Origin of the sequence: Streptomyces sp. NRRL WC-3742 (assembly GCF_000720635.1) — a bacterium.
Lineage (GTDB): Bacteria > Actinomycetota > Actinomycetes > Streptomycetales > Streptomycetaceae > Kitasatospora.
Genome location: NZ_JOCF01000011.1, coordinates 24,886 through 47,841, shown reverse-complemented (window position 1 = coordinate 47,841; position 22,956 = coordinate 24,886). Strand labels below are relative to the sequence as shown.

The window sequence follows — 22,956 nt, the reverse complement described above, 5'->3', positions numbered from 1 at the left end:
GGGGCCGCGGTAGTAGGATGCCAGGACGCGGAAGTCTCCGTCCTGCACAACAGTTCTCCACCGTGGCGACGCCGGCGGGCTGGCTGCGGGGCCGCGTTCCAGAGTGCGGGTGCCGCGGTTCCGCCAATTTTCCCGCCATCGGCCGAGAGGTTTGTACGTGACCGTGAACCAGCGGAGTTTTGCTGATCTCGGCAGGGTTCTGGTGATCATCCCGACCTACAACGAGGCGGAGAACGTCGAGCGAATCGTCGGCCGGGTGCGCGCAGCCGTCCCCGAGGCCCACGTGCTGGTCGCCGACGACAACAGCCCGGACGGGACGGGCGAGCTGGCCGACAAGCTGGCCGTCGAGGACGAGAACGTCCACGTCATGCACCGCAAGGGCAAGGAGGGCCTGGGCGCCGCCTACCTCGCGGGCTTCCGCTGGGGCATCGACCAGGGCTACGACGTGCTCGTCGAGATGGACGCGGACGGCTCCCACCAGCCCGAGGAGCTCGACCGGCTGCTGACCGCGCTGCGCGGCGCCGACCTGGTGCTGGGCTCGCGCTGGGTGCCCGGCGGCCGGGTGGTGAACTGGCCGAAGTCCCGGCTGCTGCTCTCGCGCGGCGGCTCCACCTACTCGCGGCTGATGCTGGGCGTGCCGATCCGGGACGTCACCGGCGGCTACCGGGCCTTCCGCAAGGAGACCCTGCTGGGCCTGGGCATGGACGAGGTGGCCTCGGCCGGGTACTGCTTCCAGGTCGACCTGGCCTGGCGCACGGTGAAGGCCGGCTTCAAGGTGGCCGAGGTGCCGATCACCTTCGTCGAGCGCGAGCTGGGCGCGTCCAAGATGAGCCGCAGCATCGTCGTCGAGGCGCTCTGGCGGGTGACGTCCTGGGGCATCGCGGACCGGGTGGCCCGGCTGCGGGCCAAGCGCTGAGTTTCACTTCACGGGACGAGGGCCCGTCCGCCGGAACCGGCGGACGGGCCCTCGTCCCGTTTTTCCGTCAGCAGCGGCCCTTGAGCGCGTGCTCGGGCAGGTACTGGTTGGCCCAGACGGCCAGTTCGGTGAGCGCGGGCTTGAGCGCGGCGCCGCCCTCGGTGAGCCGGTAGCTGACGCGCAGCGGCGGGCCCTCGTCGACCTCGCGGACGACCAGCCCGGCGTCGCCCAGTTCGGTGAGCCGGTCGGAGAGCATCCGTTCGCTGATGCCCGGGATCGCTCGGCGCAGTTCGGAGAAGTAGGCGGGGCCGTTGCTGGTGAGGACGCCCAGCAGGAGGCCCGTCCAGCGCTTGCCCAGCAGGGAGAAGACCCGGGTGAGGGCGTTCTCGACGTCGAAGCAGGTCCCGTGGCCCTCTGCGGCTCCACAGGGCCCGGGTGCCGCCGTGCCCTCGGGGGTTTCCGGTTCGGTCACTGCCTGGTGCTCGGCCATGGCTCCAGCTTACCGAACTCGTCACTAGTGACTGCAGAAAAGTAAGCTGCTACCGTAGTTGCAGCAACAGAGAAGTCCGCAGCTCCTTACGTCATGGAGAACCGTCATGCCCACGCTCCTGCACCTCGACTCCTCCGCCCTCCTCGACGGCTCCGTCTCCCGCGAGGTCACGGCCGCCTACCGCGCCGCCTGGCTGGCCGCGAACCCCGGCGGCACCGTCGTCTACCGGGACCTCGCCGCCGCACCGCTCCCGCACCTGGACGGACACGGCGTCGTCAGCGCCTTCCTCCCGGCCGAGGCCCGCACCGCCGAGCAGCAGGCCGCCTTCGCGCTGCGCGAGGAGGTCATGACCGAGCTGGAGTCCGCCGACGCGGTGCTGATCGGCGCCCCGATGTACAACTTCACGGTCCCGTCGACCCTCAAGGCGTGGCTGGACCACGTGATCCTGATGGGCCGCACCGCCGGCGAGACGCCCAGCGCCAAGGGCACCCCGGTCACCGTGGTCGCCTCCCGCGGCGGCTCGTACGCGCCGGGGGCGCCGCGTGAGCCGTACGAGTTCGTCACCACCTACCTGGAGAAGGTGCTGACCGGCATGCTCGGGCTGGAGGTGGACTTCATCGTTCCCGAGTTCACGCTGGCGCCGACCGTCCCCGCGATGGCCGACTTCATCGGGCGCGCCGCCGAGTCCAGGGCCGAGGCGCTGGAGCTGGCCGCCCGCCGGGGCAAGGAGATCGGCGCCGCGGTCGCGGTGTGACGTGAAGGCGCGCGCCCCGCCGGGCGCGCCTCCCGCGCAATCGGGCGCCGGTGCTCCCATGCTGTAGGGCGCAGTACGACCGACCGCCGAGCAGAGGGAGCAGCCCGTGACGTCGTCCCCGCCCGAGGAGGGCTCCGGCGTGCAACGGGCGGACGCCGAGCCCGGTGGTGCACCCGAGAAGGCCACCGGGGCCGTGCGGCCGCTGGAGATCGCCGTGTTCACCGGGCCCGAGTCGGCCTTCTTCACGACCTCCACGCTGATCCTCGGCGAGCGCACCGCGATCCTCGTCGACGCCCAGCTCACCCGCAGCGCCGGGCGCGAGGTGGCCGAGTGGGTCGCGGGCAAGGGCAGGCGGCTGCTCGCCGTGCTCGTCACCCACCAGCACCCCGACCACTACTTCGGCGCCGAGGAGGTGCTGCGGCTCTTCCCCGAGGCGCAGCTGCTGGCCGCGCCCGCCGTGGTCGAGGGCATCCGGAGCACCGTCGCCGCCAAGGTCGCCCAGTGGAAGCCGGTGTACGGCGACGACATCCCCGACCACCCGCTGATCCCGGCCCCGCTGCTGCCGCAGCCGCTGATGCTCGACCAGCAGGTCATCCCGGTGCTGCTGCTCGGGCAGGCCGACTGCGGGGACTCCACCGTCGTCCACGTGCCGAGCATCCGCACGGCCATCGCGGGCGACTTCGTCAGCAACGGCACCCACGTGTGGACGGCCGACACCACCCCGGCCCAGCGCACCACCTGGGGCCACAACCTCACCCGGATCGCCGACCTCGGCGTGGACCGGGTGATCGCCGGGCACCGCGCCCCCGAGCAGGGCGACGACGCGGCCCGGGTGCTCGCCTTCACCGGGGAGTACCTGCGGGACTTCGACCGGCTGCTGGCGGAGCACCCGGACGACCCGGAGGCGCTGGTCACCGCGATGAGCGAGCGGTACGGGGAGCTGACCCTGCCGGCCTTCCTGGAGCTCGGCGCGGTGGCCAACACCGGGCGGGCGGCGCAGGCGCCGGTGGAGGAGCCCGTGGAGCCCGAGGACGCCTCGGACTCAGGGGACTCAGGGGACTCAGGGGAGTCCGAGGGCTAGATACTGGCCGTATGACGCCGTACGACGTGATCGTGCCCGCCGGCGGGGCCGCCCGGCGGCTGGGCGGGGCCGACAAGCCCGGCCTCACCGTGGGGGAGAGCACGCTGCTCGACCGGGTGCTCGCCGCCTGCGAGGGCGCCCGGACCGTTGCCGTGGTCGGGCCGGAGCGGCCGACCGTACGGCCCGGCGTCCGCTGGACCGGGGAGCAGCCGCCCGGCGGCGGGCCGGTCGCGGCCGTCGCGGCCGGGCTGGCGCTGGTGGAGGCGCCGGTCGTGCTGCTGCTCGCCGCCGACCTGCCCTTCCTGAACCGGCGCACGGTGGAGCGGCTGGTCGCCGCCCTCGACGCGGCGGCCCCGGGTGTGGACGCGGCCCTGCTGATCGACGCCGGCGGCCGCGACCAGCCGCTGGCCGCCGCGTACCGGGCCGACGCCCTCCGCACGGCCCTGGCCGCCCTCGGCGACCCGGCCGGGCGGCCGCTGCACCGCCTCGTCGGCGGGCTCGGGCGGGTGCTGGTCGCGGACACGGACGACGTGGCGTACGACTGCGACACCTGGGAGGACCTGGAGCAGGCCCGCGACCGCGACCGCACATAGGGCGCGAGCGGGTTGTGAGCGAAACGACGCGCGCCGCACACGGGGCGAACACCTCCGGAGAATCCCCGATCGGGCAGCATGGGCGCATGGAGCGCACGCTGGATGACTGGATCGCCGAGGTCGGCGCCGACCTGGGCATCGACCTGGATGTGGACGTCCGGGGACTGCTCGACATGGCCCGGGTGGTCGCGCACGGGGTGGAGCGGCCGGCCGCGCCGCTGACCGCCTTCCTGATCGGCTACGCCGCCGCTCAGCGCGGTGGCGGGCCGCAGGCCGTGGAGGAGGCGTCGCGGCGGGCCGTGGCGCTCGCCGAGCGGTGGGCGGCCGCCGCCGGGCCGGGCGAGCCGTGAGCGCGGCCGGGCAGACCACGGTGGCCGCCCCGTCGACCGGCCCCGGCGTGACGGGCTGGGCGCAGGCCCGGGAGCGGGCCCGCCGGGCCGGGCTGCGGCCGCTGCCGCCGGTCGGACTGCCGCTGGCCGAGGCGCTCGGCCGCACCCTCGCCGAGCCGCTCGCCGCGCTCACCGACCTGCCCGCCTTCGACACCTCCGCGATGGACGGCTGGGCCGTCGCAGGCCCCGGCCCCTGGCGGGTCACCGGGCGGGTGCTCGCCGGGCGGGCCGATGCGGCCGCGCTGGCGGACGGCGCGGCCGTGGAGATCGCCACCGGCGCCCAACTGCCCTCCGGCGCCACGGCCGTGCTGCGCCGCGAGCACGGGCGGACGGACGGGGCGCTGCTGCACGCCTGCGGCCCGATGCCCGTGACCACCGGCCAGGACGTGCGCCCGCGCGGTCAGGAGTGCCGCAGGGGCGAGGAGTTGCTGCCCGCCGGCACCCCCGTGGGGCCCGCCGTGCTCGGGCTGGCCGCCGCCTGCGGGCACGACCGGCTGACCGTGCGCCGCCGTCCCGTCGTCCAACTCTTCGTTCTGGGCGACGAGTTGCTCTCCTCCGGGGTGCCCGGGGCGGGCCTGGTGCGGGACGCGCTGGGGCCGCTGCTGCCGCCCTGGCTGCGGTCGGCCGGCGCCGAGGTGGCCGAAGTCCGGTGCGTACGGGACGACTTCGGTCTGCTGCGGGACGCGCTGCGGCACTGCGAGGCCGACCTGGTGCTCACCACCGGCGGTACGGCGGCCGGCCCGGTCGACTTCCTGCACCGGGCACTTGCCGAGGCCGGAGCCCGGCTGCTGGTGGACGGCGTGGCCGTGCGGCCCGGGCACCCGATGCTGCTGGCCGAACTCCCCGGCGGGCGGCACCTGGTGGGCCTGCCGGGCAATCCGCTGGCCGCCGTCGCCGGGATGGCGACCCTCGCCCTGCCGCTGCTGCACGCCCTCGCCGGGCGTCCCGCCGCGGGCCCCGCCCCCGCCAGGGCGGCCGTCGCCCTGCCCGGGCACCCGGTGGACACCCGGCTTCAGCCCGTGCGGCGCACCGCCGAGGGCGTCGTACCCCTCGCCTTCGACGGGCCGGCGATGCTGCGCGGCCTGGCCAGGGCCGAGGCGCTGGCCGTGCTGCCGCCCGGCGGGGTGGCGGCGGGGGAGCCCGTCGAGCTGGTGGAGGCGCCGTGAATCGGCTGCGGAGCGTCGCGGCACCGGGGACGGAGCCGTGGGCGGACGCCGGGATCGTGCTGCCCGCACGGCCGTCGGCTCCGGCCGTGCGGCAGGTGGGCTCACGGCTGCTGCTGGCACTGGCTGTGCTCGTCGCCACCACGGTGATCGTCTACCTCGACCGCAGCGGCTACAACGACAACGCGGATGGCGAGCTCAGCTTCCTGGACGCGGCGTACTACGCCACCGTGACCCTCTCCACCACCGGGTACGGCGACATCACGCCGTTCAGCGACAGCGCCAGGCTCACCAACATCCTCGTGATCACCCCGCTGCGCGTGCTGTTCCTGATCATCCTGGTCGGCACCACCCTGGAGGTGCTCACCGAACGCACCCGCCTGCAATGGCGGTTGAACCGCTGGAGGTCCACCGTGCGCGAGCACACCGTCGTCATCGGCTACGGGACGAAGGGGCGCAGCGCCGTCGACACCCTGCTCGGCCAGGGGGTGAAGAAGGAGGAGATCGTCGTCGTCGACCCGCAGCGCAAGGTGGTCGACCAGGCCGCGCAGCACGGCCTGGTCGGGGTGGTCGGCGACGCGACCCGTACGGACACCCTGGTCCGGGCGGCCGTCCCCACGGCGGCCCGGATCGTCGTCGCCCCCGAGCGGGACGACACCGCCGTGCTGATCACCCTGACGGCGCGCCAGCTGAACAAGGGCGCCACGGTGGTCGCGGCCGTGCGGGAGGACGAGAACGCGCCGCTGCTGCGGCAGAGCGGCGCCGACGTGGTGGTCACCAGCTCCAGTTCGGCCGGGCGGCTGCTCGGGCTGTCGATGCTCAGCCCGAACGCCGGGGCGGTGATGGAGGACCTGCTGACGTACGGCAACGGGCTGGACGTCGTGGAGCGGCCCGTCACCCGGGCCGAGGCCGGGCACAGCCCGCGCGAGTGCGAGGAACTGGTGGTCGCGGTGGTCCGGGGCCGGCGGGTGCTCAACTACACCGAGCCGGAGGCGTCGGTGCTGCAGCTCACCGACCGGGTGATCGTCATCAAGTCCGCCGAGCGGCGCGGGGCCTGACCGGCTCGAGGCCGGGGCGCGCAGTAGGTTCGGAACCATGTATGCGATGACGATTCCCGTGCCGGGCGGCCCCGAGGCCCTGGTGTGGTCCGAGGTGCCCGATCCGGTGGCCGGCGAGGGCGAGGTCCTGGTCGAGGTGGCGGCCACCGCCGTCAACCGGGCCGACCTGCTCCAGCGGCAGGGCTTCTACAACCCACCGCCCGGCGCCTCGCCCTACCCGGGGCTGGAGTGCGCCGGGCGGATCGTGGCCCTCGGGCCGGGGGTGTCCGGCTGGGCGGTGGGCGACGAGGTGTGCGCGCTGCTCTCCGGCGGCGGGTACGCCCAGCTGGTCGCGGTGCCGACCGGGCAGCTGCTGCCGCTGCCGAAGGGGCTGGGCCCCGAGCAGGCCGCGGCGCTGCCGGAGGTGGCCTGCACGGTCTGGTCCAACGTGTTCCTCACCGCGCACCTGCGGCCCGGCGAGACGGTGCTGCTGCACGGCGGCGCCAGCGGCATCGGGACGATGGCGATCCAGCTGGCCAAGGCGGTCGGCGCGCGGGTCGCGGTGACGGCCGGCAGCGCGGAGAAGCTGGCCCGCTGCGCGGAGCTGGGCGCGGACATCCTGATCGACTACCGGGAGCAGGACTTCGTCGAGGCCCTGCGGGAGGCCACGGGCGGGGCCGGGGCGGACGTGATCCTGGACATCATGGGCGCCAAGTACCTGCAGCGGAACGTGGACGCCCTGGCCGTCAACGGGCGGCTGGTGATCATCGGGCTGCAGGGCGGGGTGAAGGGCGAGCTCGACCTCAACGCGCTGCTGCGCAAGCGGGCCGCGGTGATCGCGACCAACCTGCGGGGACGGCCGCTGGCGGAGAAGGCGGCGATCGTGGCGGCCGTGCGGGAGCACGTGTGGCCGCTGGTCGAGTCCGGGGTGGTGAAGCCGGTGGTCGACCGGGTGGTGCCACTGACCGAGGCCGGGGAGGGGCACCGGGTGCTGGAGGCGGGCGAGCAGGTGGGGAAGGTCGTGCTGCGGGCCTGAGGGGGGCGGGCGCCCGGGAAGGGCGCCCGAAATGCCTCGAATGTCGGAGTGTGTGAGGCTGGTCACGAGCTGTCCCGCCGCTGACCCCGCCCAGAGCGGGGTCGGCCGTCGGAAGGACCTCCGACCGTGGCCGCACCCTTCTCCGTGCTCCTCGCTCGCCGTCGTAGCCGTCGCGGTGGTTGCCGCCGTTCGCTGTCGTACCGGGCCCAGCGGGTCGTCGCGGGGGCGCTGCTGGGGCTGACGCTCCCGCTGGCCGCCGCGACGATCGCGGTGGCGGCGCCCTCGCCGTCGCCTTCGCCCTCTCCCGCGCCGTCCTCGGCGGCCGTCCCTTCGGCTGCCCCTTCCCCGGTGGCCTCCTCGACAGCCTCCCCGGCGGCGGAGGCGCGGCCGGTGGCGGCGGCCGTCCCGTCCGTGCCGGAGGCCCCTCCGCCCCGGCACCCGGTGGCGCACGGGCGCCCGGACACGGGTGGCTCCAGGGCGTTCCGGCACCGGCCCGGCTCGGCGCCCGAGCGGGCGGACGCGGCGGTGGAGCAGGCGCCCGACCAGGTGCCGGACCAGGCACCCGGGCAGGCACCGGACCAGGTACCCGGGCAGGCGCCCGAGGCCGACCGGTCCGACGCCGACCGGGGGAGCCCGGAGGCCGGGCCCACCGAGGACACCTCCGGGGAGAGCGTGACGACGGCCTCCGGCCAGACCGTCGCCGCTGCCGCCGCCCCGATCGTGCTGCCCGCGCACTGGCGCGACGCCTCCACCGTCCAGCTGCCGCTCGGCGCCGGGCTGAGCCTGATCGGCTGCGGCCTCGGCCTGGTCGGCCTGCGCCTGCGCCGCGGCTGAGCGCTCCCGCGGCGGTCCCGCGGCGGTCCCGGGTTCGGGATTCGGGCGGGACGGTGGATCTGAGTACCCGTACGGATACCGGTGGGGCGGGCGGGGGCGTACCGTCGTGGCGGGCGGGACAGGGCGGCGGGGCGAACGGGGGCTTCCGCCGGACCAACCCCAGTGAGAGAGAATGTTGTTCATGACGAATCCGATGAACGAGCGCTCGTCGCAGGAGCCCTTCCGGGCCGGCGGCGGGCAGGACGGCCAGAAGGTGCTGATCGTCGGACCGGACGGGATGCCCGTGGGGCAGGGGTTCGCCGACGTGACGGGCGGGGACGAGGGCGAGATGCCCCGTGAGCTTCCGGTGACCGAGATGGTCGAGCAGCCGGCCAAGGTCATGCGCATCGGCAGCATGATCAAGCAGCTGCTGGAGGAAGTGCGGGCGGCGCCCCTCGACGAGGCCAGCCGGGCCCGGCTGAAGGACATCCACGCCAGTTCCATCAAGGAGCTGGAGCTCGGGCTGGCCCCCGAGCTGGTCGCGGAGCTGGAGCGGCTCTCGCTGCCGTTCACCGAGGACTCCATCCCGACCGAGGCGGAGCTGCGGATCGCCCAGGCCCAGCTGGTCGGCTGGCTGGAGGGCCTGTTCCACGGCATCCAGACCGCCCTGTTCGCCCAGCAGATGGCGGCGCGGGCGCAGCTGGAGCAGATGCGCAGGGCGCTGCCGCCCGGCCTCAACGGCGCGGAACCGGACGAGGACGAGCCGGGCCAGGGCCGCGGCATCCGCTCCGGCCCGTACCTGTAGCCGTCCCGGCGGGCCGTACCCGGGGTCCGGACCTGTAGCCTTCCGGTCCGGCCCTGAGCCGATCGACGTCGGCGCGAGCCGATACCCTGACCCCTGTCGTCGGCCGATGCCGCCGCGGCAGGGGTCCACCGGGCCGGCTGAGCGGGGCCCACCACGTAGCACGTAGTACGGACGAGACCGAACGTCACGGTCGCGGCACCGCGCCGCGTCGAGGGGGAGCAGAGCACCATGAGCGAGCACGGCAACGCGGCGGTCGAGGGCTCCTCCCTGGGCAACGGCCGCTATGTGCTGCAGCAGCTGCTGGGCGAGGGCGGCATGGCCTCCGTGCACCTCGCGTACGACAGCGTGCTGGGCCGGTCGGTGGCACTGAAGAGCATGCACAGCGAGCTGGGCCGGGACGAGTCCTTCAAGGAGCGCTTCCGCCGCGAGGCCCAGGCCGTGGCCCGGCTGGAGCACCCGAACATCGTCACGGTGTACGACAGCGGCGAGGACATCGCCCCCGACGGCTCCAGCACGCCGTACATCGTCATGCAGCTGGTCGACGGCAAGGGCCTGCGCGACGCGATCAACGAGGCCGTCGCCCAGCACGGCGCGATGCCGCCCGAGGAGGCCCTGCGGGTCATCGTCGGCGTGCTGAACGCGCTGGAGGCGTCGCACGACATGGGTCTCGTGCACCGCGACATCAAGCCCGGCAACGTCATGTTCGACCGCAAGGGCAACGTCAAGGTCATGGACTTCGGCATCGCCCGGGCGCTGGAGTCCGGCGTCACGTCGATGACCCAGACCGGCATGGTGGTCGGCACCCCGCAGTACCTCTCGCCCGAGCAGGCGCTCGGCAAGCCGGTGGACGCGCGCTCCGACCTGTACTCGGTCGGCGTGATGCTCTTCGAGATGATCACCGGCCGACTGGTCTTCGACGGCGACTCGGCCTTCTCGATCGCCTACAAGCACGTCCAGGAGGAGCCGCCGGCGCCCTCCAGCCTCAACCCCTCGGTGACCCCGGTGGTGGACGCCTACGTCGGGCAGGCCCTGCGCAAGGACCCGGCGCACCGCTTCCAGAGCGCGGCCGACATGCGGGACGAGGCCGAGCGGCTGATCGCGGAGCTCAAGGGCGGCGGCAGCGGGCAGCAGCTCAAGGCCAGCACCCCGCTGGTGATCGGCGAGGGCCCGCGCTCGGCGCACGCCGCCCCGACCCCGGCGCCGCCGCAGGCCCCGCAGACGCCGCAGCCGTTCCCGGGCCAGCAGTACCAGACCCCGCCGCCCGCCTACCGGACGCCGGCCCCGCAGCCGCAGTACCCCCAGCAGGTCCACCCCCAGCAGGCGCAGCAGGCGCGGCCGCCGTACCAGACCCCGCCGCCCGCCTACCAGACCCCGCGCCCCGGCTTCCCGCAGCCGGCGCACACCCCGCCGCCGCGGCCGATGCCGCCGTACCAGCAGCCGAAGCCCTCCGGGGGCGGCTGCTCGACGGCCGTCGTGGTGATCTCGATCATCGTCGGCGTGCTGGTGCTGGCGGGCATCATCATCGCGATCGTGATCAACAACGCGCAGGACAAGACCAAGACCAAGGTGCTGCACGGCGCCCCCGCCATGAGTGTCACGGTGGTGGACGGCCGGGGCGACGGGAATGCCCTGATCTGACGGCCTTGGCCCACCCCGGGCGTGCCACGACCGTCCGCCGGAGGCGGTAGCGTTCGGGGATACGCAAGCGACAGGGCACCGCGATCCGAGCGACCGCCCGGGGCGAGGAGCGATGGCACAGACCCAGCAGCCGGACGACGACGGCGGGGCCCGGGCGGGCGGTGGGACCGGCGGGACGCCGAGGATCCCCGGGCCCGGGGACGAGGCGGCGACCTCCGCGCTGCCGCCGTTCGCCGGGGGCGGCCCGCAGACCCCGGGCCGCGGCACCGCCGCCCCGCTCGGCACCGTCGGGGACGGCCGCTACCGGCTGACGCACCGGCTCGGCCGCGGCGGCATGGCCGAGGTGTTCGCCGCCGAGGACGTGCGGCTCGGCCGCACCGTCGCCGTCAAGCTGCTGCGCGGCGACCTCGCCCAGGACGAGGTCGCCCGGCTGCGCTTCACCCGCGAGGCTCACGCCGTCGCGGCGCTGAACCACCACTCGATCGTCTCGGTCTACGACACCGGCGAGGAGTACGTCGGGGACGAGTCCACGCCGTACATCGTGATGGAGCTGGTCGAAGGCCGCACCGTCCGCGAGCTGCTGGTGGACGAGGCCGCCCCGCCGGTCGACCAGGCGCTGATCATCATCGCCGGGGTGCTGGAGGCGCTCGCCTACAGCCACCGCAACGGCATCGTCCACCGCGACATCAAGCCCGCCAACGTGATCATCACCAACGCCGGCGCGGTGAAGGTGATGGACTTCGGCATCGCCCGGGCGCTGACCGGCGGGGCGACCACCATGACCCAGACCGGCATGGTCATGGGCACCCCGCAGTACCTCTCGCCCGAGCAGGCGCTCGGCAAGCCGGTCGACCACCGCTCCGACCTGTACGCGGCCGGCTGCATGCTCTACGAGCTCCTCGCGCTGCGCCCGCCCTTCATGGGCGACACCCCGCTCTCGGTGGTCTACCAGCACGTCCAGGACCCGCCGGTGCCGCCCTCGCAGACCAACGGCCGGGTGCCGGCGGGCCTCGACCCGCTGGTGCTGCGCTCGCTGGCCAAGAACCCGGACGACCGCTTCCAGGACGCCGACGAGTTCCGCGCGCACGTCCAGCACGCGCTGCGCGAGATGCACGCCGCCGGGCCCGGCTGGGTCGGCGGGATGCCGGGCGACACCGGGGCCACCCAGGTGCTGCGGCCGGCCGACGGGACGGCCGCCACGGCGGCCTTCGGCGCGGTCGGCGCGGGCGACCAGACCTCCGTGCTGCCGTACTCGACGCCCGGCCCGCACACCCCGGCCTCGCCCCACCAGGGCGCGGGCGGCGGCGACGGGGGTTACGGCGGCGGGTACGACGACCACGAGGACGGCCACGGCAAGCGGCGCGGCATGTGGGCCGCGGTGGCCGGCGCGGCCGCCGTCCTGCTCGCGGCCGGGATCGGCATCGCGGTGGCGCTCAGCGGCTCCGGCGGGGAGAGCGACAAGCACGTGCCCAAGGAGACCGTCCCGGTGGTGAGCACCACCGAGCCCAGCCCGACCGCCCAGAGCGGCGGCGGGCAGAGCCCGGCGGCGCCGAACACCGCCACCAGGAAGCCGCAGCAGCCGACGGACACCGGCAACAACGGCGGGAGCGGCGGCAACATGTCGCCGTCGCCGAGCGCGAAGCACACGCCGACGCCCACGCCGACCGCGACGCAGAGCCACACGGCGACGACAACTCCCTCGGCGACGACCACGAAGGAGCCGACCTCCCCGGCAACGACGCCCGCCGGAGGGGCGACCACCCCCGCGCCGCCCCCCAAGACGCCTTAGGGCGAGCCAGGGCGGCGGCGGCACCGGCGGCGGTCAGTTGGCGAAGGCGTCCAGGACCTGCTCGTACTCCTGGCACCACCACGCCAGCTGCCCCGCCGAGGCCGGGTAGAGCGGGTCGGCCCGGTGGTCGCCCCGCTGGTAGCGCCACTGCAGCATCCAGAAGTCGTTGAGCCGCTCCCACCAGACCCGGTGGGTGGCGGCGGCCAGGTGCTCGGCGGTGGCGGCTCCGGTGGCCCGGTACGCCTGTGAGTAGTGGCGGACCCGGACGAGGTCGAGCGTGCCGGACGTCCGGTCGTTGAAGAGCAGGGTGGCCGCGCGGACGGCCTCCTCGGCGCGCGGCTGGGGGCCCAGCTTGTCCCAGTCCAGGACGGCCGCGACCTGCCCGCCGTGGCCGTCGGGGTCGTACAGCAGGTTGAGCCCGTGGAAGTCGCCGTGGGTCCAGCCGGTGGGCGGGGCGACGCCCGGGGCGGGGCGCCGGTGGGCGTGGTCGGCGAGCAGTTCAAGCCGTTCCGTGAGTCGGCGCTCGACGAGGACGTCGAGGTCCCCGTGGGGGCGGTGCCTGCGGGCGTGCCGACGCAGGTCACGGGCCAGGTCGGCGCTGTCGGCGGAGTCGGCGCTGCGGTAGCCGGCGGGCTGGTCGAGGGGGGCGCAGACGTCGTCGAGCGCGCCGTGCAGCCGGCCGAGCAGCGCGCCGAGCGCGTCGCACTCCGGGAGGGCGAGCTCGGTGCCGTGCCGGTGCCGGCCCTTCACCCAGGGGAAGAGCGCGAACAGCCGGCCACCCAGGCCGACCACGGTGTTCGCGCGTTCCGTGCAGGTCAGCGGGGGTGCGACGGGCAGGCCGAGGGCGGACAGGTCGGCGGTGGCGCGGTGGTGGGCGAGGATCTTGGGACGGTTGGCGGTGGCGGAGTCGACGTAGCACTTCAGGAAGTACGTGCCGGCCTCGGTGATGACCCGGTAGCCCCGGTTCAGCAGGCCCTCCGCGACCGGTTCGGCGGTCAGCGTTCTCCCCACGGGATAGCGGTCCAGGACCTCGGCGAGTGCGGTGTGCGGGACAGGTGGGCTGAGGGTCCCCATCGGTGGTGCGGCGAGGTCGGGGCGTGCCGGGGCACAGGCGAGGGTCTGGCTGAAAGTCACAGCCAGAGGTTATGGCCACACCGCAGGGGTCCTTGACAAACAGTCAGGACTGTGCAGGGGGTGGGTCAGTGCTGGTGGTCGGCCTGGCGCCGCGCCACGAAGGCGGCCGCCTGGGTCCGTCGCTCCATGCCCATCTTGGCGAGCAGACTGGAGACGTAGTTCTTCACCGTCTTCTCGGCGAGGTGCAACTCGTTGCCGATCTGACGATTCGTCATACCTTCGCCGATGAGGTCGAGGATTCGCCGCTCCTGCTTGGTGAGTTGTGCCAACCGCTCGTCCTCCTTCTCGCCGCCGTCGCGCAGCCGGGCGAGCACCCGGCTGGTGGCCACCGGGTCGAGCAGGGAGCGGCCGGCGGCCACGTCCCGGACGGCGGTGATCAGGTCGGTGCCGCGGATCGCCTTGAGGACGTAGCCCGAGGCGCCCGCCATGATCGAGTCGAACAGGGCCTCGTCGTCCGAGAAGGACGTCAGCATCAGGCACTTGATCTCGGGCATCCGTGACCGGATCTCGCGGCAGACCTCGACGCCGTTCCCGTCCGGAAGCCGCACGTCGAGCACCGCGACGTCGGGGTGGACGGCCGGAATCCGGGTGATCGCCTCGGCGGCCGTCCCGGCCTCGCCGACCACCTCGATGTCGCCTTCGACCGAGAGCAGATCGTGCACGCCCCGCCGGACCACCTCGTGGTCGTCGAGCAGGAATACCCTGATATGTCCGTTGTCAGTCACGCCCAAAGCCTCCCATATCACCGTACGACAGACGCCCCTCCCGGTCCGTGGGGGCGTTGTGATCAAGCCATGACGGAACGAACCGATACCGAGAACCCCCTTACGCACGGGCGTCTGCCCGGATAACGTGCGCTGGTGTCCTGAAGGCGCTCGAAATGAGAGCTGCGTCACGCCGACCGTCACCCCCACCCTTCCGACGGCTCGCCGAGCGCGGCACCCTCGGGGTTGTAGGCCCTGAACAAGTAGGACGTCCTAGCGCAGACGCGCCAAGGGCGGACGCTGGGTAACGTTCTCTAGCGGGACGCCGTCGGAACAGGATCACCACCTGCCACGCAGTAGGTGCGCACACCCACGCGCGCCCCGCGAGGCGGTGACCGGACCGGTCACCGGCGACCCCGGGCGGCCGGACAGACCGAGGAGTGAACGTGACCGTCAAAAGCACGGCGAGGGCCCGCAAGAAGGCGGCCCCCGGCGTCCCTGACACCCTCCGCGCCACGGGTAAGGACGCCCAGCCGGAGCTCGTGCAGCTGCTCACGCCGGAAGGCGAGCGGGTCGAGCACCCGGACTACCCCCTCACCGTCACGCCCGACGAACTGCGCTCCCTCTACCGCGACCTGGTGCTGGTGCGCCGGTTCGACGGTGAGGCGACCGCGCTGCAGCGCCAGGGCGAGCTGGGCCTGTGGGCCTCGCTGCTGGGCCAGGAGGCCGCCCAGGTCGGCTCCGGGCGGGCCATGCGGACCGGTGACTACGCCTTCCCCACCTACCGCGAGCACGGCGTGGCCTGGTGCCGCGACGTCGACCCGCTGAACCTGCTCGGCATGTTCCGCGGCGTGAACCACGGTGGCTGGGACCCGAACGAGAAGAACTTCCACCTGTACACCATCGTGATCGGCGCGCAGGCCCTGCACGCCACCGGGTACGCGATGGGCATCACCAAGGACGGCGCCGACGACGCGGTGATCGCGTACTTCGGCGACGGCGCCTCCAGCCAGGGCGACGTCAACGAGGCGTTCACCTTCGCCTCGGTCTACAACGCGCCGGTCGTGTTCTTCTGCCAGAACAACCAGTGGGCGATCTCCGAGCCCACCACCACGCAGACCAAGATCCCGCTCTACCGCCGCGCCTCCGGCTTCGGCTTCCCGGGCGTGCGGGTGGACGGCAACGACGTGCTGGCCTGCCTCGCCGTGACCCGCTGGGCGCTCGACCACGCCCGCAACGGCAACGGCCCGGTGCTGATCGAAGCCTTCACCTACCGCATGGGCGCGCACACCACCTCCGACGACCCGACGCGCTACCGGCACGCGGAGGAGACCGAAGCCTGGAAGGCCAAGGACCCGATCCTGCGGCTGCGCACCCTCCTGGAGAAGGAGGGCCTGGCGGACGAGGAGTTCTTCGCGGCCGTCGACGCCGAGAGCGAGCAGCTGGGGCTGCGGGTGCGCGAGGGCGTGCGCGGCATGCCCGACCCGGACCCGACGCTGATCTTCGACCACGTCTACAGCGAGCCTCATGCGCTGGTCGATGAGGAACGGGTCGAGTACGTCGAGTACGCGGCCTCCTTCGAAGCGGGGGAGAACCACTGATGGCCGGCCAGCTCAGCATCGCCAAGGCGCTCAACGACGCGCTGCGCAAGTCGTTGGAGAACGACCCGAAGACGCTCCTGATGGGCGAGGACATCGGCAAGCTCGGTGGCGTCTTCCGCATCACCGACGGCCTGCAGAAGGACTTCGGCGAGGGCCGGGTGATCGACACCCCGCTCGCCGAGTCCGGCATCATGGGCACCGCGATCGGCCTCGCGCTGCGCGGGTACCGCCCGGTCGTGGAGATCCAGTTCGACGGCTTCGTCTACCCGGCCTTCGACCAGATCGTCTCCCAGCTGGCGAAGATGCACGCCCGCGCGCTCGGGCACGTCAAGATGCCCGTCACCGTCCGCATCCCGTACGCGGGCGGCATCGGCGCGGTCGAGCACCACAGCGAGTCCCACGAGGCGTACTTCGCCCACACCGCGGGCCTGCGGGTGGTCACCCCCTCCAACGCGCACGACGCGCACTGGATGCTGCGCCAGGCGATCGAGTCGGACGACCCGGTGATCTTCCTGGAGCCCAAGCGGCGCTACTGGGACAAGGGCGAGGTCGGCACGGCCCCGGACCTCGGGATGCACGACGCCCGGATCGTCCGGCCCGGCACCGACGCGACGCTGATCGCGTACGGCCCGATGGTGAAGGTCTGCCTGGAGGCCGCCGCGGCCGCCGAGGAGGACGGCCGCCGCCTGGAGGTCGTCGACCTGCGCTCGCTCTCCCCGGTGGACTTCCGGACGCTCGAGGAGTCCGTGAAGCGCACCGGCCGGGCCGTCGTGGTGCACGAGGCGCCCGTCTTCCTGGGCATGGGCGCCGAGCTGGCCGCCCGGCTCACGGAGAAGTGCTTCTACCACCTGGAAGCGCCCGTCCTGAGGGTCGGCGGCTACTTCGCGCCGTACCCGCCGTCCCGGGTCGAGGAGGCGTTCCTGCCCGACCTGGACCGCGTGCTCGACGCCGTCGACCGCGCGCTCGCGTACTGAACCGGGGAGCGAAGATGACCACCGAAGTTCGCTCGCTCCGCGAGTTCAAGATGCCCGACGTGGGCGAGGGGCTCACCGAGGCCGAGATCCTCAGCTGGTACGTCAAGCCCGGTGACGTCGTCACCGACGGGCAGGTCGTGTGCGAGGTGGAGACCGCCAAGGCCGCGGTGGAGCTGCCGATCCCGTTCAACGGGGTCGTCGAGCAGCTGCACTTCCCCGAGGGGTCGACGGTCGACGTCGGCACCGTGATCATCTCGATCGCGGTCGCCGGGGAGGCGGGGGCCGCTCCGGTCGCCGCCGTGCCCGCACCCGCCGCCGCACCGGCCGCGGCTCCCGAGGCCGAGGCCGTGCCGGAGCGCCGGGAGGTGCTGGTCGGCTACGGCCCGCGCACCGGCACCGCGCAGCGCCGGGCCCGGCGCACCACGGCCACCGCCGTGGCCGCTCCGGCGAAGCCCGCGCCCGTCGCGGCTCCGGCTCCCGTGGCCCCCGTGGCTCCGGTGGCTCCGGTGGCTCCGGTGACCGAGGCCCCGGCCGGGGAGCGGCCGCTGGCCAAGCCGCCGGTACGCAAGCTGGCCAAGGACCTCGGCGTCGACCTGCGGGCCGTCACCCCGACCGGTACGGGCGGCGTGATCACCCGCGAGGACCTGCACGCCTTCGCGGCGGCCCAGGCCGCGCCGGTGGCCGAGCCCGTCGTGGCGGAGGTGTCCGAGGCGCCCCAGGCCCAGGCCCCGGCGCCGGTCGTCCCGGCCGCGGGCGACGTCCGGGTGCCGATCAAGGGCGTGCGCAAGGCGACCGCGCAGGCGATGGTGGCCTCGGCCTTCACCGCCCCGCACGTCACCGAGTTCGTCCAGGTCGACGTGACCCGCACGATGAAGTTCGTCCGCAAGCTCAAGGAGACCGGCGAGCTCGGGCGCGACGTCCGCGTCAGCCCGCTGCTGCTGGTCGCCAAGGCGCTGCTCACCGCGATCAAGCGGCACCCCGAGATCAACGCCCAGTGGGACGAGGCGGCCCAGGAGATCGTGATCAAGGGCCAGGTGAACCTCGGCATCGCCGCGGCCACCCCCCGCGGCCTGATCGTCCCGAACATCAAGGACGCCGGGTCCAAGACCCTCGCGGGCCTCGCGACCTCGCTCGGCGAGCTGGTCGAGACCGCCCGCCAGGGCAAGACCTCGCCGGCCGACATGCAGGGTGGCACGGTCACCATCACCAACGTCGGCGTCTTCGGCGTCGACACCGGCACCCCGATCCTCAACCCGGGCGAGGCCGCGATCCTCGCCTTCGGCGCGGTCCGGGAGCTGCCGTGGGTGCACAAGGGCAAGGTCGTCCCGCGCCAGGTGACGACGCTGGCGCTCTCCTTCGACCACCGCCTGGTCGACGGTGAGCTGGGCTCCAGGGTGCTGGCCGACGTGGCCGGCCTGCTGGAGCAGCCGAAGCGCCTGATCACCTGGGGCTGACCGGCCGAGGACCCACGAAGGGGCCCTGTTCCGCACCGTCGTGCGGAACAGGGCCCCTTCCGCTGCGCTCAAAAGATTGGTTGGAATGACTGGGGCGATCTGGATCGTTCGGCCAGGTCGGTGACATTTGCGTCCGCCGGTAGGGGCGACACGCCGCGTCGGGTACGTCTCCGCTCCACCACCCGGGCGACGCGGGTGACCGGAGCACCGAGGACGCACCCGTATGCCGCCTGGCAACCCTGGCCGTCTCGTCCGGAGTCTGGCCGCGCTCGTGCTGGTGTCCACCGCCGTACTGCCCGCCGCGCTGGAGCTGGCGGGCCCCTCGCCCTTCGGCGTGATCGGGCCGGGCGCGCCGCCGGTCGACCGGGCGGCGCCCCCGCACCACGTCGTACGGGCCGACCAGCGGGCCCCGGCCGCCGCCCCGACCTTCGACATACGCCGCACCGGGGACCCCGCCAACCGGATCACCCTCGTCCTGCTCGGGGACGGCTACACCACCGACCAGCAGGAGATGTTCCGGCAGCAGGCCGACAAGGCGTGGCACGCGCTGATGGACATCGAGCCGTTCCGCACCTACCAGGGGTTCTTCAACATACGGCGCGTCGAGGTCGTCTCCCCGGTCTCCGGGATAGCCGAGACCGAAGGCCGCGGCCGCAACCCCGGCACCCCGCTCGGCATGCACTTCTGGTGCGAGGGCACCGCCCGGCTGCTCTGCGCCGACGAGTCCGCCACCGCCCGGTACGCGGGGGACGGCGCCGGGCCGCAGTACCTGATCGCGCTGGCCAACTCCGTCGAGTACGGCGGCGCCGGCGGCACCGGGGTGACCACCCTGGCCGGGGGCAGCCCGGACGCCGGGCGGATCATCCAGCACGAGATCGGCCACACCGTGGGGGACCTCGGGGACGAGTACGACAGCGCCCCGGAGGACGCGGACTACCCGAACCTCTCCACCCTCAACGCCGACGACATGCGCCGGAAGCAGACGAAGTGGTGGCGCTGGCTGGGCACCGAGTCCCCGGACGGCGCCGGGACCATCGGGGCGTACCGCAGCGCCAACGGCCTCTACCGGCCGACCCAGGACTCGGTGATGCGCACCCTGGGCAGCGCCTACAACCTGCCCTCGCGCGAGGCGATCATCGAGGAGCTGTACCGCAAGGTCCGCCCGACCGACGCCCCCTCACCGCCCCCGGGCGAGGTGACCGGGCGCCCCCGGCTGGACGTGCGGCCGCTGCCGCTGACCGGCGCCCGGCAGCTGGCGGTGGAGTGGAAGGTGGACGGCGTCCCGGTGAAGCCGCAGCCCTCGGACGGGCGGCTGGACACCGCGCGGCTGGACCTGGAGCCGGGCCGTACGGCCACGGTGACCGCGACGGTGCGCGACACCACCGACTGGGTGCGGGACGAGGGCTTCCGGGACAAGTACATGACCCGCTCGGTGTCCTGGACGGTGACGGGCTGACGGTGACGGGCTGGGGGCGACTGGCCCGGCGTGACCGACGGGACCGGTCCGGTTCGACCGGTTCTGCAGCCCCACTCTGGGCGTCCAATCATGGGATGACTAATCTGGTCGCACTATGACCGTGGAGCCCGCCCGTTCAGCCGCGTCCCGATCCACCGCAGAGCCCGTAACCCCGCCGTCCTCCCCGCTGCCGTCCTCGCCGGCGTTCCCGCCCGGCGGGCGCGCGGCCTGGCTGGCCTGGTCCATCGGCGTCAGCGTCTACGTCCTGGCCGTCATCCACCGCACCAGCCTCGGCGTGGCCGGGCTGGACGCCGCCGACCGCTTCGGCATCGGCGCCTCGGCGCTCTCCACCTTCTCGATCCTCCAGGTGCTGGTCTACGCGGCCATGCAGATACCCGTGGGCCTGCTCGTCGACCGCTTCGGGCCGCGACGGGTGCTGCTGGTGGGCGTGGTGCTGCTGAGCGCCGGCCAGCTGGCCTTCGCCTTCAGCTCCTCCTTCGGCCCCGCGCTGGTCTCCCGGGCGGTGCTCGGCTGCGGCGACGCCATGACCTTCATCAGCGTGCTGCGCATAGCCGCCCGGTGGTTCCCGGCGGCCCGCAACCCCTTCGTCGCCCAGCTGACGGGCCTGGTCGGGATGGGCGGCAACCTGATCACCACCGTGGTGCTCGCCCAGGTGTTGCACCAGGAGGGCTGGACGCCGACCTTCACGGCGATCGCGCTGCTCGGCGTCGGGGTGTTCGCCCTCGTCGCGCTGTTCCTGCGGGAGGCCCCGGCGGGGGTGGCCGAGCTGGCCGAGGTGCGGCCGCAGAGCGGGGAGCGCCCGCCGATCGGGCGTCAGGTTCGCGACTGCTGGCGTGAGCCCGGCACCCGGCTCGGGCTGTGGGTGCACTTCACCACGCAGTTCCCGGGCAACGTCTTCGGCCTGCTCTGGGGCCTGCCCTACCTGGTGGAGGCCCAGGGGATGTCCCGGGCCGGTGCGGGCGGTCTGCTGACCCTGCTGGTGCTCTCCAACATGACCGCGGGCTTCGTCTTCGGCCGGGTGCTCTCCCGCACCGCACGGGCCCGGATGCCCATCGTGCTCACCGTCATCGCGGCCACCGCGCTCGGCTGGGCACTCGCCCTGGCCTGGCCCGGCGGACACCCGCCGATGTGGCTGCTGGTCGGCCTCGTCGCGGTGATGGGCAGCAACGGCCCCGCCTCACTGGTCGGCATGGACTACGCCCGCGCCCACAACCCGTCGGAGCGCCTCGGCACGGCCTCCGGCATCGTCAACATGGGCGGCTTCATCGGCACGATGATCAGTCTGCTCGGCATCGGCGTGCTGCTGGACGCACTCACGCCGGAAGGCACCGACGGGTATCCGGTCGATGCCTTCCGATGGGCGTTCTGCTGGCTGTACGTCCCGCTGGCGGTGGGGACCCTGATGATCCTCCGGCTGCGCCGGAAGGTCATTGCATAGGGTTTCCGACCTGCGGAAAACGTCCTGTGCCTGAGTTGAACTCAGGCATTCACCGACCGTACTCGCGCATCAGATCCGAGATCTGCCGGGCGGTGCCGTGGATGACAGCACCGTGCAGTTCCACGGTCAGCTGGCCGTCACCGACCTCGGTCGGTTTGGGTGCGAGCAGGAGCATGCGGACCAGATCCACGATCTTGATCTTCACGCAACGGGGGATGGCGGTGCCGCCCCTGATGCCGACCCGCTCAACGCTCGGGCAGGAGTAGTAGCCGCCGAAAGGCGGGCCACTGTCGTCCTCTCGCGACGGCACGTCGTAGAGCATTTCCCCGTGTTTGCAGTACACCGTTCCGTCGGACCGCAGGTAGACCTGGGGCCCGTCAGCGCGATCGAGCTCGGCGAGGATCTCCACCTGCTGGCCGATCGCCTCGGCCAGGGTTTCCGCCATTCGCCGCTGCTGGGTGGGGATGTCGGTGTCCCCACGGCGGACGGAGGGGAGCAACTCCTCGGTGACCCAGTCCCTGAACGGCCTGGAGGTGGCCTTGTTGGACCTCATCAGCAGCGAGTAGAGGCCCGCCTCGCTCACCACACCCAGGAGCGGGTTTTTGACCGCATAGGGTTTCTGACCTGCGGAATCCTGGTAACCATCGCTTTTGGCGATGGTTACCAACCGCATGTCGATGATGCGGTGCTGGCGGTCCTCCAGCCGCTTGACGGCATCGGCCGGATTGCGTCGACCCAGCACGCGGCACACGTCCGCCGTGTACACGCCGGGTGGTGTGCGCCGGTGGGTCAGGGGGTGACCGAGAAGTTGGCCAGGACGCGGTCGGCGAGTTCCTTGTCGCCGTCGATGGTCACCGGGCCGGGGCGGCCGCGGCCGCAGGCGAGGCGGACGTACGTCTCCCAGTCCATGGTGAGCTGGACGTCCGGGGCCAGGCTGATGGACTCGTCCACCGAGCCGCGGCCGGAGGCGTCCACCCGTACGGTGCGCAGGAACTCCAGCGGGCCGGTTACGTCCACCACCAGGGTGGTGCCCGCCGGGGCGCCGGCGGCGTGGGCGACGGCCTTGGGCAGGCCGGACAGCAGGAGGTCACGGGCGATCTGGGCGGCGGGGGAGTCCAGGTTGCCGGGGGTGTCGAGGGCGCGGCGCAGGTCCTGCTCGTGAACCCAGACGTCGAAGGCCCGGGTCTTCAGCAGCTGGTGGTAGGGGACCTTGGGCGCGTCCTGACCGAGCGGCAGGGGCACCAGCTCGTCCGGGGTCTGCTTGGCGTTCCGGAGTGCCCGGGAGCGGCGGATGATCGTGTACTCCAGCTCGCCGACCATCTCCGGCGCGGTGTGGCAGCGGCGCTTGTCGACCGGCAGCTCGATGTAGCGGGCGAACTCGCTGGTGACGTGGCGCAGATCGCGGGGCAGGGAGTGGATCGGGCGGGGGTCGCCGAGCAGTTCGGACTCGACGGCGATGACGTGCGAGACGACGTCCCGGACGGACCAGCCGGGGCACTCGGTGGCCCGGTTCCAGGAGTTCTCGGGGAGGGGGGCGACCAGCTCCACTATGGACTCGATGCTCTGCGTCCACGCCTCGGTGCAAGCCTGCACGGTCTGATTGTCCGTCACGGGAATCTCCGGCCCTCCGTCAGCTCTTTCGCCGCCTGCGCCCCCGGCCCTCGGGGTTC

At 73.3% G+C, this 22,956-nt stretch carries 20 protein-coding genes and 1 pseudogene; 16 read left to right on the top strand and 5 right to left on the bottom strand.

Features of this window, described 5'->3' with window-relative positions; all coding sequences use genetic code 11:
* Window positions 1–157 precede the first annotated feature (157 nt).
* Window positions 158–916 carry a polyprenol monophosphomannose synthase gene (locus IH61_RS0109320; protein WP_078910961.1) on the top strand — a complete coding sequence of 253 codons (759 nt, stop codon included), beginning with the start codon at window positions 158–160 and terminating at the stop codon, window positions 914–916.
* A gap of 67 nt (window positions 917–983) precedes the next feature.
* Here the strand turns inward: IH61_RS0109320 and IH61_RS0109315 are convergent, their stop codons facing one another.
* A complete protein-coding gene (locus tag IH61_RS0109315) occupies window positions 984–1,406 on the bottom strand; it encodes a winged helix-turn-helix transcriptional regulator (protein WP_078910960.1) in 423 nt (140 codons plus the stop codon).
* A 106-nt stretch (window positions 1,407–1,512) separates the two neighbouring features.
* On the opposite strand from IH61_RS0109315, the gene IH61_RS0109310 reads away from it, so the two are divergent.
* The 10 genes and pseudogenes from IH61_RS0109310 (at window position 1,513) to IH61_RS0109265 (ending at window position 12,504) form a co-directional block, all read left to right on the top strand.
* A complete protein-coding gene (locus tag IH61_RS0109310) occupies window positions 1,513–2,160 on the top strand; it encodes an FMN-dependent NADH-azoreductase (RefSeq protein WP_031067708.1) in 648 nt (215 codons plus the stop codon).
* 106 nt (window positions 2,161–2,266) lie between these two features.
* Window positions 2,267–3,241 (top strand): MBL fold metallo-hydrolase, encoded by a 975-nt coding sequence (locus IH61_RS0109305; protein WP_051836642.1) that lies wholly within the window; start codon window positions 2,267–2,269, stop codon window positions 3,239–3,241.
* Between the two features lie 11 nt (window positions 3,242–3,252).
* Window positions 3,253–4,184 (top strand): annotated as a pseudogene (locus tag IH61_RS40625) (NTP transferase domain-containing protein).
* Window positions 4,181–5,389: a molybdopterin molybdotransferase MoeA gene (locus IH61_RS0109295; RefSeq protein WP_078910970.1), complete on the top strand. Its 1,209-nt coding sequence runs from the start codon at window positions 4,181–4,183 to the stop codon at window positions 5,387–5,389. The pseudogene IH61_RS40625 and the gene IH61_RS0109295 overlap by 4 nt, the downstream one beginning before the upstream one ends.
* Before the next feature lie 53 nt (window positions 5,390–5,442).
* On the top strand, window positions 5,443–6,444 hold the full coding sequence (locus IH61_RS0109290; RefSeq protein ID WP_234327103.1) for a potassium channel family protein: 1,002 nt from the start codon (window positions 5,443–5,445) through the stop codon (window positions 6,442–6,444).
* A 37-nt stretch (window positions 6,445–6,481) separates the two neighbouring features.
* Window positions 6,482–7,459 (top strand): NAD(P)H-quinone oxidoreductase, encoded by a 978-nt coding sequence (locus IH61_RS0109285; protein ID WP_031067698.1) that lies wholly within the window; start codon window positions 6,482–6,484, stop codon window positions 7,457–7,459.
* Window positions 7,460–7,585: 126 nt separating this feature from the next.
* The gene (locus IH61_RS46860) at window positions 7,586–8,293 is read left to right on the top strand and encodes a hypothetical protein (RefSeq protein WP_158844838.1); all 708 of its coding nucleotides are present in this window, start codon (window positions 7,586–7,588) and stop codon (window positions 8,291–8,293) included.
* Window positions 8,294–8,474: 181 nt separating this feature from the next.
* Window positions 8,475–9,077, top strand: a complete 603-nt coding sequence (locus IH61_RS0109275) for a bacterial proteasome activator family protein (RefSeq protein ID WP_031067693.1) — start codon at window positions 8,475–8,477, stop codon at window positions 9,075–9,077.
* Window positions 9,078–9,305: 228 nt separating this feature from the next.
* Complete coding sequence (locus IH61_RS0109270) at window positions 9,306–10,715, top strand: protein kinase domain-containing protein (protein ID WP_063763168.1); 1,410 nt, start codon at window positions 9,306–9,308, stop codon at window positions 10,713–10,715.
* Window positions 10,716–10,827: 112 nt separating this feature from the next.
* Window positions 10,828–12,504 carry a protein kinase domain-containing protein gene (locus IH61_RS0109265; RefSeq protein WP_078910958.1) on the top strand — a complete coding sequence of 559 codons (1,677 nt, stop codon included), beginning with the start codon at window positions 10,828–10,830 and terminating at the stop codon, window positions 12,502–12,504.
* Window positions 12,505–12,537: 33 nt separating this feature from the next.
* On the opposite strand, the gene IH61_RS0109260 is transcribed toward IH61_RS0109265, so the two are convergent.
* Both IH61_RS0109260 and IH61_RS0109255 read right to left on the bottom strand, forming a co-directional pair.
* Complete coding sequence (locus tag IH61_RS0109260) at window positions 12,538–13,638, bottom strand: phosphotransferase enzyme family protein (RefSeq protein WP_234327098.1); 1,101 nt, start codon at window positions 13,636–13,638, stop codon at window positions 12,538–12,540.
* Window positions 13,639–13,703: 65 nt separating this feature from the next.
* A complete protein-coding gene (locus IH61_RS0109255) occupies window positions 13,704–14,363 on the bottom strand; it encodes a response regulator (RefSeq protein ID WP_031067687.1) in 660 nt (219 codons plus the stop codon).
* A 425-nt stretch (window positions 14,364–14,788) separates the two neighbouring features.
* On the opposite strand from IH61_RS0109255, the gene pdhA reads away from it, so the two are divergent.
* The 5 genes from pdhA to IH61_RS0109230 all read left to right on the top strand — a co-directional run bounded on the left by pdhA (window position 14,789) and on the right by IH61_RS0109230 (window position 21,286).
* Window positions 14,789–15,943, top strand: a complete 1,155-nt coding sequence (gene pdhA / locus IH61_RS0109250) for a pyruvate dehydrogenase (acetyl-transferring) E1 component subunit alpha (protein WP_031067686.1) — start codon at window positions 14,789–14,791, stop codon at window positions 15,941–15,943.
* Window positions 15,943–16,917 carry an alpha-ketoacid dehydrogenase subunit beta gene (locus IH61_RS0109245; RefSeq protein ID WP_031067683.1) on the top strand — a complete coding sequence of 325 codons (975 nt, stop codon included), beginning with the start codon at window positions 15,943–15,945 and terminating at the stop codon, window positions 16,915–16,917. Before pdhA ends, IH61_RS0109245 begins: the two co-directional genes overlap by 1 nt.
* Before the next feature lie 14 nt (window positions 16,918–16,931).
* Window positions 16,932–18,371: a dihydrolipoamide acetyltransferase family protein gene (locus IH61_RS0109240; protein WP_031067680.1), complete on the top strand. Its 1,440-nt coding sequence runs from the start codon at window positions 16,932–16,934 to the stop codon at window positions 18,369–18,371.
* A 223-nt stretch (window positions 18,372–18,594) separates the two neighbouring features.
* Complete coding sequence (locus IH61_RS0109235) at window positions 18,595–19,827, top strand: M64 family metallopeptidase (RefSeq protein ID WP_158844835.1); 1,233 nt, start codon at window positions 18,595–18,597, stop codon at window positions 19,825–19,827.
* A 115-nt stretch (window positions 19,828–19,942) separates the two neighbouring features.
* Window positions 19,943–21,286, top strand: a complete 1,344-nt coding sequence (locus IH61_RS0109230) for an MFS transporter (RefSeq protein ID WP_051836638.1) — start codon at window positions 19,943–19,945, stop codon at window positions 21,284–21,286.
* 49 nt (window positions 21,287–21,335) lie between these two features.
* On the opposite strand, the gene IH61_RS0109225 is transcribed toward IH61_RS0109230, so the two are convergent.
* Both IH61_RS0109225 and IH61_RS0109220 read right to left on the bottom strand, forming a co-directional pair.
* The gene (locus IH61_RS0109225) at window positions 21,336–22,052 is read right to left on the bottom strand and encodes a Bro-N domain-containing protein (RefSeq protein WP_031067672.1); all 717 of its coding nucleotides are present in this window, start codon (window positions 22,050–22,052) and stop codon (window positions 21,336–21,338) included.
* Window positions 22,053–22,075: 23 nt separating this feature from the next.
* Window positions 22,076–22,897 carry a maleylpyruvate isomerase family mycothiol-dependent enzyme gene (locus IH61_RS0109220; protein ID WP_031067670.1) on the bottom strand — a complete coding sequence of 274 codons (822 nt, stop codon included), beginning with the start codon at window positions 22,895–22,897 and terminating at the stop codon, window positions 22,076–22,078.
* Window positions 22,898–22,956 lie beyond the last annotated feature (59 nt).